Raw genomic sequence first — 13,497 nt, 5'->3', positions numbered from 1 at the left:
ACAATTTCCAGATAAAGAGTTTGAAAGAGAGCAGATGGGTAAGACCACAAAAGATGATTATATACAAAGTATATGTAGAGTGATTTTGTACATTGAACAAAATTATAATAATGAGCTAAGCCTTGATGAATTATCAAAAATTGCCAGCTTTTCTAAGTATCATTTTCACCGTATCTTTAAATCAATTGTTGGTGAGAGTATGGGTGAATATATTAGAAGAGTAAGGCTTCAAAGCACAACTTTACAGTTTAAAACAAATCAAAAAATTACTCAAATAGCCATGAATAGTGGATATGAAACAAATGCTTCTTTTTCAAAAGCTTTTAAAAAGCATTTTGGAATAACTCCTAAAGAGTTTGCAAAAAATGCAAAATTAAAAAGAGGAAATAAGATGTTAGAGCCAAAAATAGTAGAGCTTGAGGATATGGATATTTTGTATGTAAGAAGAACAGGTGAGTATCAAAAATGTAGTATAGAAGCATGGGAGACTCTTATAAACTATGTAGGGAAAGAGTACTTTATCAAAGAGGATGTAATGATGTTTGGAATAGGGCATGATAATCCTCGTATTACGCAGACAGATAAACTTAGATATGATGCTTGTGTTTCATGGGTGGATAAAAATATTAAACCAGAGGGTGAGATTCAAAGTAAAATAATCGATGGTGGAAAATATGCCATGTTTTTACACAAAGGTTCTTATACAGAACTAATCAATACTTATGATGGAGTATCTGATTGGATTGTAGAAAGTGGAGCCCAGTTGAGAGATTTGCCTATAGTTGAAAAGTATTTGAATAAAAATCCAATTACTTGTAAGCCAGAGGATTTAAGAACAGAGATTTATATTCCTTTGGTGTAGCAAATTAAAAAAGTTTAACTTTTAAATCCCTTGAAGAGGTAAATCTTCAAGGGATTATTATAATAAATCTAACTCTTCACTGATATCTTTTATTAGTTTTGAAAGTGGACGTTTGTGTAGGTCTTCATCTTTTTTATACTCGTACTCAAACCTAGGAGAAAAATTAAATCCCTGTTTCTTTATATTCTTATAATCCTCAACCCACAAATAAACCAATTCCATAAAAACTCTTTAAACATAATATTTTCAAATATATTACAAGAATATTATTTAAAAGTTTACATAAACATCAATGACTTATTAAGAGGTTTTTTATTTGATTCAAGATAAAAACTAGAAAAAAGTATGAATCTGCTAAAATAACAAACTATAAAAAAAGAAGGAATATCATTGAAACAATACTTAGACTTACTGCAACATATTTTAGATAATGGTATTAAAAAAGAGGATAGAACAGGTACTGGTACTACTTCTGTTTTTGGTTATCAAATGAGATTTGATTTAAGTGAAGGTTTCCCTTTAGTTACTACTAAAAAAACCCATCTAAAAGCTATTATCTCTGAGCTTTTATGGTTTATTGAGGGAAGCACAGATGAAAGAAGACTTGCTGAAATACACTTTGGAGACAAAGCAGAAAACCTAATTGATAAAAAAACTGTTTGGACTGCAAATGCAGATGCACAAGGTAAAGACTTAGGTTATACAAATACAGATACTGTAAAACAACTAGGACCTGTATATGGAGCTCAATGGAGGTCTTGGGAAGGTGCAAATGGAAAAAGAGTTGACCAATTAGCTGATATTATAAACCAAATCAAAACAAATCCAGATAGTAGAAGAATTATTCTAAACGCTTGGAATGCAGCTGAGATAGACAATATGGCACTTCCACCTTGTCATACTTTTTTCCAGTTTTATGTAGCAAATGGAAAACTATCTTGTCAACTATACCAAAGAAGTGCAGATGTATTTTTAGGAGTTCCTTTTAACATAGCTTCTTATGCTTTATTAACTATGATGATTGCACAAGTTTGTGATTTAGAGTTAGGGGATTTTGTTCATACTTTTGGAGATGCACATATCTACTCAAACCACATGGAACAAGTAAATTTACAATTAACAAGAACACCATTTAAAAAACCAACAATGAAAATCAATCCAGAGATTAAAGATATAAATGATTTCAAAATGGAAGACTTTGAACTTGTTGATTATGAGTGTCACGAACCAATAAAAGGAGTAATGGCAGTATGATAATATCTATGATTGTAGCATATGGAAAAAATTGGGAGATTGGTTTAAATAACCAAATGTTATGGCATATATCTGAGGATTTTAAAAACTTTAAACAAATAACTTCAGGTCATCATCTTTTAATGGGAAGAAAAACCTTTGAGTCTATAGGAAAACCCCTTCCAAATAGAACTTCACTTGTTTTAAGTAATAGTGGTTTTGAACATGAAGGTGTTCACACTTTTAATGATGTTCAAGAAGCTTTTAATTTTGCAAGAAAAAATGCAGAAGAGGAACTATTTATCATAGGTGGAGCAAATATCTATAATACACTTTTCCCTTATGTTGACAAAATGTATTTAACTGAAGTTGATTTTGAAGGGGAAGCGGATGCTTTTTTAGAAGAGATCGATTTTACAAACTGGGATTTAGTTGAGCAAAAAGATTATGCTGAGGTAAAAGAGGGTGAGAGTGTAAAAAGTCCAGCTTGGAAGTTTAAAGTTTGGGTAAAAAAAGATTAGTAAAAACTTTAAAAGTAAATTTTTGACATTTGCAATTAAATAGAAAAGGTAAAAATTGAGTATAGAATTGACTAATCTTGATAAGATAAATTTTAATCAACTATATATCGAGCAAAAAGAGCAGACAATTTTTAAACCAAAAAGTTCAAGTGATTGGGATAAAAAATCTGTATTTATGAATGAAAAAGTACACAATTCTATTTATAATGAAGAGTTTTTAGAACTTTTAGATCTAAAAGATATAGAAACTTTACTTGATGTAGGATGTGGAGTTGGAAACTTAAGTTTAAAACTTGCACCCAAACTAGAAAAAGTTTATGCTTTAGATTATTCTTCAAAAATGTTAGAGTTATTAGAATCTAATGCAAAGCAAAAAGGTATTGAAAATATTGATTTAGTAAATAAATCTTGGGATGATTCTTGGGATGAGATACCTTCTTGTGATTTAGTAATTGCTTCAAGGTCTTTAGAGGTTGCAGATATGAAAAAAGCTTTAACAAAATTAAACTCTAAAGCAAAGAAAAAAGTTGTTTTATCTTATAAAGTTGGTGGTTCTTTTGTTTCAGAAGAGATATTAGCTGTTCTTAACAAAGATATTATAAAAAAGCCTGATTATATCTACTTAGTTAATATTCTTTATCAAATGGGAATTAATGCAAAAGTTGATTTTATTAGAAGTGAAAACAAACAGAAAAAAATAGATTCTTTTGGAGATTTTGTAGATTCTATAACTTGGAGTATTGGAAGTTTAAATGCAGATGATATTCAAAATTTATGCACTTATTACAATGAGGTTCTTATAAAAAAAGAACCTCAAGAAGAGTATGTTTATTGGGCTATCATCTCTTGGGATAAAAGAGTTAAACACTCTTAGTTTTTTTTATTTTAAATTTTGAAGGTGAAAACTCACTAATAAATACACCTAGAAGAATAATAGCTGAGGCTAGTATCTCTACAAAAGAGATAACTTCATTTAAAATTATATTAGCTAAAATCAAAGTAAAAATAGGAATAAGATAGATAAACACAGCAGCCTTAGAAGCCTCTATTTTTGTCAAAGCATAATTATATAAACCATATCCACCTAGAGTAACTATAATACCTAAATAAAATAAAGAAGCAACAGAATTAAAAGTAAAATTCAACTCTAAATGTGTTAATTCAAAAATGAAAAATGGTAAAAAGAAAATAGCTCCTATAAAAACTTGAAAAGCAGTAATAAACAGTGCTGAAAACTCTTTTGTTAGATATCTAGCAACTATTGTATATCCTGCCCCACAAACCATAGCAAGAAATTCATAGATATTCCCTAATATTGGATTAGGTGCACTGTGTGAAGCTGTTGCTTGTGAGCTTAAAACAATAGCTCCTGTTAGAGCAATAATAGAACCTAGTATTAGTCTTTTTGTGATTTTCTCTTTTAAAAAATATCCAGCTGCTACACCTGCTATTATTGGTAAAAGTGAAGTTATCATACCCGCTTGGGAAACAGTTGTATTTTGTAAAGCTTTGGCCTCAAAAATAAAATAAAGACAAGGCTCAAAAAAAGCTAAAAGTAAAAGCAGTTGAATATTTTTTTTAGTGAAATTAAATTTCATAAAATCTTTTATAAAATATAAAAAACACATAGATGCAATAAGCATTCTAAAAAATATAACAGTAAGTGGTCCTAAATCTACCATTGCAATTTTTAAAGCAATAAAAGAACTACCCCATATAAACATTGCAATTGTAAGTAAAAACATTCCAAAATAATTCATTTTTTTCTCTTGAGTATTAAAATATAAGATTTGATTTTTTAATAAACTTTAAAACTTGTGAGAAAATGTTTTATAATGGTCTATTAAAATGGAATTATATATCTGCTTTACTAAAAATAAGCAAAAATGTAGTTTTTTATAAGAGAAAAATTCTCTTATAAAATATTTAATTGGTGAGCTAAGTCTGCTGCAATTCTTTTGTAGTTCCTAACTGCTAACAGTCTTTCTTGTCCATTTAAACCAACTTGAGCTACTTCATCTTTTGGTAAATCTAAAATATATTCAAGTTTTTCTTTTATAGCTTTTTTTGAAAATTCACAAAACCAAGCATCTTTATCTTCTTCAAAAATCTCACTGTTATTTGCATTATTTGTCATAATACAAGGTACTGCTGAAGCATAATAATCCATTATTTTAACTGGTGTTGAGGTATTAAATAGTGGAATATCAGGTAAAATTGAAACTCCTATATCTGCTTTAGCAATTAGGTTTAGTAATTCCTCTTTTGTTTTTGCATTTTGGATTTTAACTCTTTCTTTTAGATTATCAAAACTATCTATTACCTCTTTTGTATATTTAGGGTCTTTTGTAGAAATAGTTAAAGTCCAATCTTTAGTGTTAAGAGAGTCAAAAGCTTCTAAAACTGTTTCAAATTCTCTAAGCTTGTCAAGTGTCCCTGCATAAAAAAATCTTTTTTCACTCCCTTCATGTTGAATATTATCATGTAATATCTCAGGGTCAAGAGCAGGAGGACAGATATAAGTTTTTATATTTACATCTTTAAAATATTCTTCATGCATTTGTCTTGAAGTTGGAAGAAATAAATCACATTGATTTATAAGTTTTGTTTCTGAATAAGTAGCTAAAGTATTGTTTAAATCTTTAAAAAAGTTTGATTTGTTATTAGCTTTATCAGCTTGTATTTTTGCTCTTCTTTTTGGAAAAGATAGTCTATATCCAACTTTATAATCATAAGCTCTACTATTTGATAACACATCTTTTAATATCTCTGAACTATTTCTAACTACAATGTATGAATATGAACCAATATCAATATTTGCATTTTTTAGTTCTTTGATAACTTTTGTTTTAGCTGCAATAGGAAGAATAAATCTTTTTTCATCTTTTTTTTCAAATTCTGCTTTAAATTCACTAAAATACACTATGTTTACTTCGAAATGATCTTGTAAGTATTTTTCAAATAGAGGCCCAATAAAACTGTGGTCTGTATATTCATCTTGATCTGTAATATATAAAAACTTTTTCATGCATATCTCTCCTAAATTGGAATAATCAAATTATATATCTATAGCGTTGCAATAAAAAAGCATTTTATCTTTTTTTTAATATTTGACTACAAATAAGATAGCTTTTTAAAAAGTTTATTTAAGTTAGATTGGATTAATATAGAAATATTAAATAAATAAAGGAATATATTATGGCTCGTTTTACATTACCAAGAGATATTTATCATGGCGCAGGTTCATTAGAAGAATTAAAAAATTTAAAAGGTAAAAAAGCAATTTTGATTGTTGGTGGAAACTCAATGAAAAAATTTGGTTTTTTAGATAAAGCAATTTCATATTTAAAAGAAGCAGATTTAGAAGTTCAAACTATTGAAGGTATTGAACCAGATCCTGGTGTTGATACTGTTATGGATGGTGCAAAAAAAATGCTTGAGTTTGAACCAGATATTATAATCTCAATGGGTGGAGGTTCAGCAATAGATGCAGCAAAAGCGATGTGGATTTTTTATGAATATCCAGATTTTACTTTTAAAGAAGCAGTTATCCCTTTTAATCTACCTACATTAAGACAAAAAGCTATTTTTGTAGCTATCCCCTCTACAAGTGGTACAGCTACAGAAGTTACGGCTTTTTCAGTTATTACAGATTATAAAGAAAAAATCAAATACCCTATGGCAGATTTTAATATCACTCCAGACATCGCAATTGTAGATCCAAATATTGCAAAAACAATGCCACAAAAATTAGTAGCACATACAGGAATGGATGCTTTAACACATGCAACTGAAGCATATGTAGCTGCACTTCATAGCAACTTTTCAGATCCTTTAGCTTTAAAATCTCTTGAGATGATAAAAGAATCATTGATAGATTCATATAATGGAGACGAAAAAGCAAAAGAGTTGATGCATGAAGCACAATGTTTAGCAGGAATGGCTTTTTCAAATGCATTACTGGGGATTACCCACTCAATGGCTCATAAAGTTGGTGCAGTTTTTGGAATACCTCATGGTTGTGCAAATGCAATATTTTTACCTTATGTTATCTCTTATAATAGAAAAGCTTGTGAGGATAGATATGCTGATATTGCAAAATATTTGAAACTAGAAGGTGAAACTTCAAAACAGTTAGTTGATTCTTATATTGATTTTATTGATGAATTAAATAATAAATTAAATATCCCTCACTCAATGGAAGAGTATGGTATAAATAAAAATGAGTTTGAAGAGCATTTAGATTTTATTTCACATAATGCTGTACTTGATGCTTGTACAGGAGCAAATCCAAGAACTATAGATGATAAAACTATGAAAGAGTTGTTTATATGCACTTTTGAAGGTAAAAAAGTAGACTTTTAAATATTAAACTAAAATAGATTTTTCTATTTTAGTTTATTTCTCTCTTTTTAGTTTTAGTTCTGCTAAAAGTACTGCAAATATAATAAATACTGCACCTAAAATTTGTATTGATGTTAATAATTCATTTCCTACAAAATAACCATAAACACCTGCACTTACAGGTTCCATAGTAAATATAATTGCAGTTTTTGTTGGTGTTGTAAATTGTTGCATATAGGTTTGGATTAAAAAAGCATAAACAGTAGCAAAAACTGAAGTAACTATTACAGCTTTTAAAAATGCACCATCCATACTAACGTTAAATGTTACTTCATCTAATGTAAGTGAAAAAATTAGTGAATAGATTGTAACGGTTAAAAATTGAAATAAAACCAGCATAAATACATTTACTTTTTTTGAATATTTATCGGTAAAAAGAATTTGTAGTGCAAATAATGCAGAGCAAATAAGGGTTAATAATTCTCCAAAACCAAGTGTTAATTCTCCACTCATAGTTAGAAGATATAATCCTATTACAGCTACAATTGAACCAATAAAAACCATCTTTCTAACATGGTCTTTAAATATAACATAAGCAAAAAATGGAACTAAGATTACATTTAAACCAGTGATAAAAGCTACAATTGAACTTTTTGTATAGGCTAATCCAAAAGTTTGTGTAGCAAATGCAGAAAAGAGAAAAGTTCCTAAAACAAATCCATAAAATATTGTTTGTTTATTTATTTTATCGTAAAATTTATAAGCGATTATTGCCATAAGTATTGTTGCAATTAAAAATCTATAAAATAAAAAAGAATACACAGGCACAGTTTCTATAGCTTCTTGAACCATCAAGAAAGTAACTCCCCATGCAATTGCAACTGTTAAAAGTAGAAAATCTGCTCTTAACTCTAAAAGTTTTTTTCTATTCAAATTAATTCTCCTAAAAATAAAGATGAGAATTATACATTTAAGTTTATTAAATTATTAGTTTTTTAAAAATTGTATAATTGTTACACATTTATATTTTAGTTTAAATCTATTTATTATATTATAATCGTTTAGACTAAAAAAAGAGAGAGCATGGCTAGTAATATTATAAGTATGGATAAAATTGATAAGTATTTTGATGATTTTCACGTTTTAAAAGGTATCAATTTTTATGTTAAAAAAGGTGAAATCGTAGTTGTTTGTGGACCATCAGGTTCTGGTAAATCTACGCTTATTAGGTGTATTAATGGTTTAGAAGAGATTGATAGTGGAACAATAATTGTTGATAATATTGATATCAATGAGAGTAGAAAAAATCTACAAGCAATTAGAGGTGAAGTTGGAATGGTATTTCAACACTTTAATCTTTTCCCACACTTAACAATATTAGAAAATATTACATTAGCTCCAGGTTTAGTTAAAAATGTAAAAAAGGATGAAGCTAAAAAAATTGCTATGGAATTACTTGCAAAAGTAAAATTAGAGCATAAAGCTGATTCTTACCCAGGGGATTTAAGTGGGGGACAAAAACAAAGAGTTGCAATAGCTAGATCTTTGGCTATGAAACCAAAAGTTATACTTTTTGATGAACCTACATCAGCATTAGACCCAGAAACAATTGGTGATGTTCTTTCTGTTATGAAAGATTTAGCACTTGAAAATTTTACAATTGTTTGTGTAACTCATGAAATGGGGTTTGCAAAAGAGGTTGGTGATAGAATTGTTTTTATGGATCATGGAGTAATTGTGGAAGAAAACACTCCAAAAGAGTTCTTTGAAAATCCAAAAAGTCAAAGAGCAAAAGATTTTCTAAAAGAGATTTTAACACATTAATTCACATTATATAAGGAATATTTTAAATGCTTAAAAAAATTTTACTTGGATTATTAACTTTTTTTGCAATAAATAGTTTATATGCAGAAGATATAAATTTATGGAAAAAATCAACACTAAATAAAATTTTAGATAAAGGTGTTTTAAAAGTTGGTTTAGAACCAGGTTATATGCCTTTTGAAATGAAAGATAGAAAAGGTAGAATTATTGGTTATGATGTTGACATTGCAAAAGCAATGGCAAAAGCGATGGGAGTTAAACTAGAAATTGTTCCAACAGCATTTGATGGGATAATTGCTGGGTTATTAACTGGGAAATTTGATATTATCATTGCAGGAATGACAATCACACAACAAAGAAATCTTAAAATTAATTTTTCTGATCCATACCTTGTTGTTGGACAAACAGTTTTACTAAATAAAGAATTTGAACAAAAGATTAAATCTGCAAAAGATTTAGATGATAAAAAATATGTTATTACAGCAAAGCTTGGGCAAACAGGTGAAATTGTTGCTAAAAAATTCTTTAAAAATGCGAAAATAAATACTTTTGATACAGAAGCTGAAGCTGTTGCAGAGGTTTTAAATGGTAAAGCTACTGCATTTATAAATGATCAACCTTATAATGCAATTTTTGCAGATGATAAAGGTAAAGGCAAATTAGTACATTTAGATAAACCTTTAACGTATGAGCCACTTGCTTTTGCAATTAGAAAAGGCGACCCAGATTTTCTTAATTGGTTAAATAACTTTTTAAGACAAATAAAAGAAGATAAAGTTGTAAATTTACATGAAATACTTTATCAAAAATGGTTTGTTGATACTAAATGGTTAGACAAACTACAATAATTCAATCTTAAAATATAGGAGTAAAGATGAAAAAAATTATGTTGGCATTAGTTGCCTTTTTAAGTTTATCTGTTTTTGCAGATGATATCAATTTATGGAAAAAGTCTACATTAAATCAGATTTTAGAAAGAGGGGAGTTACAAGTTTGTATGGAACCTGGTTATATGCCTTTTGAAATGAAAGATAAAAAAGGTAGAATTATTGGTTATGATGTGGATTTTGCTAAAAAAATGTCAAAAGAGATGGGAGTTAAACTAAAACTTCTTCCAACAGCATGGGATGGGATTATTGCTGCATTAGTTACTGGTAAATGTGATATTATTATGTCTGGCATGACTATTACTCAACAAAGAAATTTAAAAATTAATTTTGCTAATCCTTATGTTGTTGTTGGTCAAACAATTTTAATGAAAAAAGAATTAAAAGGTAAAGTTAATACTGCAAAAGATTTAGATAAACCTGAATATACTATTGTTACTAAACTTGGTGTTACAGGTGAAGTTGCAACAAGAAAATTTTTCAAAAAAGCTAAAATTGTGACTTTTGAAACTGAAGCAGATGCAGCTGCTGAAGTATTAAATGGTAAAGCAGATGCTTTTGTTTATGACCAACCTTATAACGTATTATTTATGTCAGATAAAGGTAAAGGTAAACTTATTCACTTAGATAAGCCACTTACTTATGAACCACTTGCATGGGCAATTAGAAAAGGTGATCCAGACTTTATTAACTGGTTAAATAACTTTTTAAGACAAATGCAAGAAGATAAAGTTGTTGGATTCTCTGATGAATTATATCAAAAATGGCTAGTTGAAACAGACTGGTTAAAAAGAGTTCAATAGTTTATGGCTAGAAAAGAATCATGGACACAAAATAAAAACCTAGGGCATATTATTGCCGTAGGTTTTTACCTACTTATAGGGTATTTCTTTTATATGGCAGCTTCAAACATGAATTATGTTTGGAAGTGGAATTCTGTTCCTAAATATTTTGCTTATGAAGAGACTATTACAATAGAGGCTCCTGTAGATGGAAAACTACTGTTTGAGAATAATAAGTATATTATTGATGGTGATGAAAGAGTAGAATTAAAAAAATTAGATAGTAGTTTTTCATTTGATTATAAAGTTGGAGAACAAGTTTATGAAGGTGATTATTTAGCTACTAAAACAGAGATGAGAACAGGGCCTATATTAAATGGACTTTGGATAACTTTAAAAATCTCATTTTTTGCAGCAATTTTAACTTTTATAATTGGAGTAGTTGTCGCTTTTATGAAGCTTTCCTCGTATCAGTTTTTAAAAGATATAGCTACTGTGTATATTACAATAGTTAGAGGTACGCCTCTTCTTGTTCAGATATTCTTATTTTATTTTATTGTTGCAAATATTTTTGAATTGGATAGATTTGTAGCTGGGGTATTATCTCTTGGAATTTTCTTTGGTGCTTACATGGCAGAGATTTTAAGAGGTGCAATTCAATCAATTGATAAAGGTCAACAAGAAGCTGCAAGTTCTTTAGGAATTACAAAATTCCAAGCTATGAGATATATTATTCTGCCTCAGGCTTTTAAAAGAGCTTTACCAACTTTAGTTGGAGAGATGATTGCATTAGTAAAAGATTCATCTTTAGTTTCAGTTATTTCAATTACAGATTTAACAAAAGTTGGTAAAGAGATTGTTGCAAACACTTTTTCACCCTTTGAAACATGGATAGTAGTTGCACTTTTATATCTTACTATAACATCTACACTTAGTTTCATTGGACATAGAATAGAAAAAAGAATGGCAGAAAAAGGTGGGATGAGTTAATCTTGGAACTTTTTCAAAATTTTTTACAGCAAACTATTACTTTCTTTGCTATTATGGATCCTATAGGAGTTAGTGCAATAGCACTATCTCTTTTAAGTACTAATATTACAAAAACTCAAATTGCAATTATTGCAAAAAAAACAACTAAAACTATTTTAATAGCATTTTTTGTTGTTTTAACCACTGGAGATTTAGTTTTAAAGCTTTTTGGTATACATGAAGATTCACTAAAAGTTATGGGTGGTATTATACTTCTACTTATGGCAATTACTATGGTTAGAGGAAGTAAAACAGAGAGTAAAAAACAAGATAGTGATAAAAATGATGAAGAATTGGCAATTATTCCAATAGGTATTCCTATTGCGTTTGGTACAGGACTTTTTACTACAATAATCATTTTTAAAAATCAAGTTGAAAATAGTGTTGAACTTTTTTCTTTGGTTGTAGCTTTTTGTATAAATGCTTTGATTTTTTATTTAGTCTTAAAAAATTCTATTTATATAAAAAAATATTTAGGATTAACTGGACAAAATATTATTACTAAATTAATGGGACTTATAGTTGGTGCATTAGCAGTACAGTTTATAATCTCAGGTGTTGTACATCTTTCGCAAAGCTATTTATAATGGAATTTGATACTCTTTTAAGAGGTTTTATTATTACAATCACTTTGATTGTAGCAATAGGAGCTCAAAATGCTTATATTTTAAAACTTGGACTTTTAAGACAACATGTATTAAAAGCTGTATTGTTTTGTATTTTTTCAGATATTCTTCTAATAAGTGCAGGTGTTTTAGGTCTTGGTTTTCTTATAAAAGGGGAACAACTTTTTATAAATGGTATTGCCATATTTGGAATAGCCTTTTTGTGTTTTTATGCTTTTACTTCTTTTAAATCAGCTTTAAAAAATGAGTCTTTAAAAATTGATGATCAAATAAAGACAAATCCATTAAGACAAGTAATAACTTTACTTTTTGTGTTTACTTATCTAAATCCTCATACTTATTTGGATACAGTTCTTTTAATAGGCGGAATCGGTGCGAATATTGATGAAAATATGAAAATCTATTTTATAGTAGGTTGTTCTTTAGCTTCATCTGTTTGGTTTTTATCTTTGGGATTTGGAGCTAGACTTTTAATCCCTTTATTTAAAAAACCAATTACATGGAAAGTTTTGGATATATCAATTGGTTTTTTAATGCTTTATATAGCATATTCATTAAAAGATTTAATAATTTTATAAAAGAGTAAAAATGGTAGAAGATATAGCAGGTTTTAAAACTGTATTAGATCCATATAATGGAATAACAATAGATCACAAAGACTTACCTGATAATTTTAATTTATTTGATAAAAATTTAGATACTTTAATTGAAAAAACAAAAGATATTAGAAATCTTATTTGGATTTATATAAATATAGAAAAATCAGATTTTATATCATGTGCAACAAAAAAAGGGTTCTTTTTTCATTCTTGCGGTGAAGATTATATTTTAGTAGTAAAGAGACAAAAAAAGAATGCGATTATTCCAACAGCTGCAAATCATACTTTGGGAGTAGGTGTCGTTACAATAAATGATAAAAATGAAGTTTTAGTTATTAAAGAAAGAATCTCAAGAGTTGGCTATAAAATACCAGGTGGTCATATAGATGATAAAGAGATGATAACTACAGCAGCTTGTAGAGAGGTTTTTGAAGAAACAGGAATAAAAGTTGAATTTAAATCTGTAATCTCTTTAGGACATTTTTATCCCCATCAATTTCATAAATCAAATCTATATGTCTTATGTTTGGCTAAACCTTTAACTTATGAGATAAATATAAAAGATACTCAAGAGATAGAAGATGCTAAGTGGGTAGGTGTAGAAGAATACTTAAATGATGAGAATGTACTTGATTATTCAAAAGCTATTGTAAAAGCTGCATTAAAAGAAGAGGGCTTTATAAGAGCAAATCAAGAAACATTAACTCACATAAAAAGAGATTTTGAGCTGTTTTTTCCAAGAGATTAAAAGTAAGAAGGCAGTATAATAAATTTTTATAAAATATATAAA

General features: G+C 28.3%; 16 protein-coding genes. 12 read left to right on the top strand and 4 right to left on the bottom strand.

Annotated features, from left to right (window positions below; genetic code table 11):
- Nucleotides 1–34: 34 nt before the first annotated feature.
- The gene (locus tag ACKU4C_RS12325) at nt 35–862 is read left to right on the top strand and encodes an AraC family transcriptional regulator (protein ID WP_321312429.1); all 828 of its coding nucleotides are present in this window, start codon (nt 35–37) and stop codon (nt 860–862) included.
- 57 nt (nt 863–919) lie between these two features.
- Here the strand turns inward: ACKU4C_RS12325 and ACKU4C_RS12320 are convergent, their stop codons facing one another.
- Nucleotides 920–1,084, bottom strand: coding sequence for a hypothetical protein (locus tag ACKU4C_RS12320; protein WP_321312427.1), 165 nt, complete (start codon nt 1,082–1,084; stop codon nt 920–922).
- Between the two features lie 168 nt (nt 1,085–1,252).
- Between ACKU4C_RS12320 and thyA the strand changes: the two genes are divergently transcribed.
- The 3 genes from thyA to ACKU4C_RS12305 are packed head-to-tail and all read left to right on the top strand — an operon-like array spanning nt 1,253 to nt 3,490.
- On the top strand, nt 1,253–2,116 hold the full coding sequence (gene thyA / locus ACKU4C_RS12315; RefSeq protein WP_321312425.1) for a thymidylate synthase: 864 nt from the start codon (nt 1,253–1,255) through the stop codon (nt 2,114–2,116).
- Entirely contained in the window at nt 2,113–2,616 is a 504-nt protein-coding gene (locus ACKU4C_RS12310) for a dihydrofolate reductase (RefSeq protein WP_321312423.1), read from the top strand. Before thyA ends, ACKU4C_RS12310 begins: the two co-directional genes overlap by 4 nt.
- A 55-nt stretch (nt 2,617–2,671) precedes the next feature.
- A complete protein-coding gene (locus ACKU4C_RS12305) occupies nt 2,672–3,490 on the top strand; it encodes a class I SAM-dependent methyltransferase (RefSeq protein WP_321312422.1) in 819 nt (272 codons plus the stop codon).
- On the opposite strand, the gene ACKU4C_RS12300 is transcribed toward ACKU4C_RS12305, so the two are convergent.
- Both ACKU4C_RS12300 and ACKU4C_RS12295 read right to left on the bottom strand, forming a co-directional pair.
- Entirely contained in the window at nt 3,477–4,376 is a 900-nt protein-coding gene (locus tag ACKU4C_RS12300) for a DMT family transporter (protein WP_321312420.1), read from the bottom strand. The genes ACKU4C_RS12305 and ACKU4C_RS12300 overlap by 14 nt on opposite strands.
- A 155-nt stretch (nt 4,377–4,531) precedes the next feature.
- Nucleotides 4,532–5,644 (bottom strand): glycosyltransferase, encoded by a 1,113-nt coding sequence (locus ACKU4C_RS12295; protein ID WP_321312417.1) that lies wholly within the window; start codon nt 5,642–5,644, stop codon nt 4,532–4,534.
- A 170-nt stretch (nt 5,645–5,814) separates the two neighbouring features.
- On the opposite strand from ACKU4C_RS12295, the gene ACKU4C_RS12290 reads away from it, so the two are divergent.
- On the top strand, nt 5,815–6,981 hold the full coding sequence (locus tag ACKU4C_RS12290; protein WP_321312415.1) for an iron-containing alcohol dehydrogenase: 1,167 nt from the start codon (nt 5,815–5,817) through the stop codon (nt 6,979–6,981).
- Nucleotides 6,982–7,014: 33 nt separating this feature from the next.
- Here the strand turns inward: ACKU4C_RS12290 and ACKU4C_RS12285 are convergent, their stop codons facing one another.
- On the bottom strand, nt 7,015–7,893 hold the full coding sequence (locus ACKU4C_RS12285) for a DMT family transporter (RefSeq protein WP_321312412.1): 879 nt from the start codon (nt 7,891–7,893) through the stop codon (nt 7,015–7,017).
- A 162-nt stretch (nt 7,894–8,055) separates the two neighbouring features.
- Here ACKU4C_RS12285 and ACKU4C_RS12280 point away from each other — a divergent pair, with 162 nt between their 5' ends.
- From ACKU4C_RS12280 to ACKU4C_RS12250, 7 genes are read left to right on the top strand one after another with little or no spacing between them, the layout of a single operon-like run.
- On the top strand, nt 8,056–8,784 hold the full coding sequence (locus tag ACKU4C_RS12280; protein ID WP_407933770.1) for an amino acid ABC transporter ATP-binding protein: 729 nt from the start codon (nt 8,056–8,058) through the stop codon (nt 8,782–8,784).
- Nucleotides 8,785–8,810: 26 nt separating this feature from the next.
- Entirely contained in the window at nt 8,811–9,632 is an 822-nt protein-coding gene (locus tag ACKU4C_RS12275) for a transporter substrate-binding domain-containing protein (protein WP_321312409.1), read from the top strand.
- 26 nt (nt 9,633–9,658) lie between these two features.
- Nucleotides 9,659–10,474: a transporter substrate-binding domain-containing protein gene (locus ACKU4C_RS12270; RefSeq protein WP_321312407.1), complete on the top strand. Its 816-nt coding sequence runs from the start codon at nt 9,659–9,661 to the stop codon at nt 10,472–10,474.
- Between the two features lie 3 nt (nt 10,475–10,477).
- On the top strand, nt 10,478–11,443 hold the full coding sequence (locus ACKU4C_RS12265) for an amino acid ABC transporter permease (protein ID WP_321312405.1): 966 nt from the start codon (nt 10,478–10,480) through the stop codon (nt 11,441–11,443).
- A gap of 2 nt (nt 11,444–11,445) precedes the next feature.
- Nucleotides 11,446–12,069 carry a MarC family protein gene (locus tag ACKU4C_RS12260; RefSeq protein WP_321312403.1) on the top strand — a complete coding sequence of 208 codons (624 nt, stop codon included), beginning with the start codon at nt 11,446–11,448 and terminating at the stop codon, nt 12,067–12,069.
- Nucleotides 12,069–12,686: a LysE/ArgO family amino acid transporter gene (locus ACKU4C_RS12255; RefSeq protein WP_321312401.1), complete on the top strand. Its 618-nt coding sequence runs from the start codon at nt 12,069–12,071 to the stop codon at nt 12,684–12,686. The genes ACKU4C_RS12260 and ACKU4C_RS12255 overlap by 1 nt, the downstream gene beginning before the upstream one ends.
- Nucleotides 12,687–12,696: 10 nt before the next feature.
- Nucleotides 12,697–13,455: an NUDIX domain-containing protein gene (locus ACKU4C_RS12250; RefSeq protein WP_321312398.1), complete on the top strand. Its 759-nt coding sequence runs from the start codon at nt 12,697–12,699 to the stop codon at nt 13,453–13,455.
- Nucleotides 13,456–13,497 lie beyond the last annotated feature (42 nt).

Origin of the sequence: Halarcobacter sp. (genome assembly GCF_963676935.1) — a bacterium.
GTDB lineage: Bacteria > Campylobacterota > Campylobacteria > Campylobacterales > Arcobacteraceae > Halarcobacter.
The sequence above is the reverse complement of the archived record's forward strand: the minus strand, read 5'-3'. Positions and strand labels throughout refer to the sequence as shown.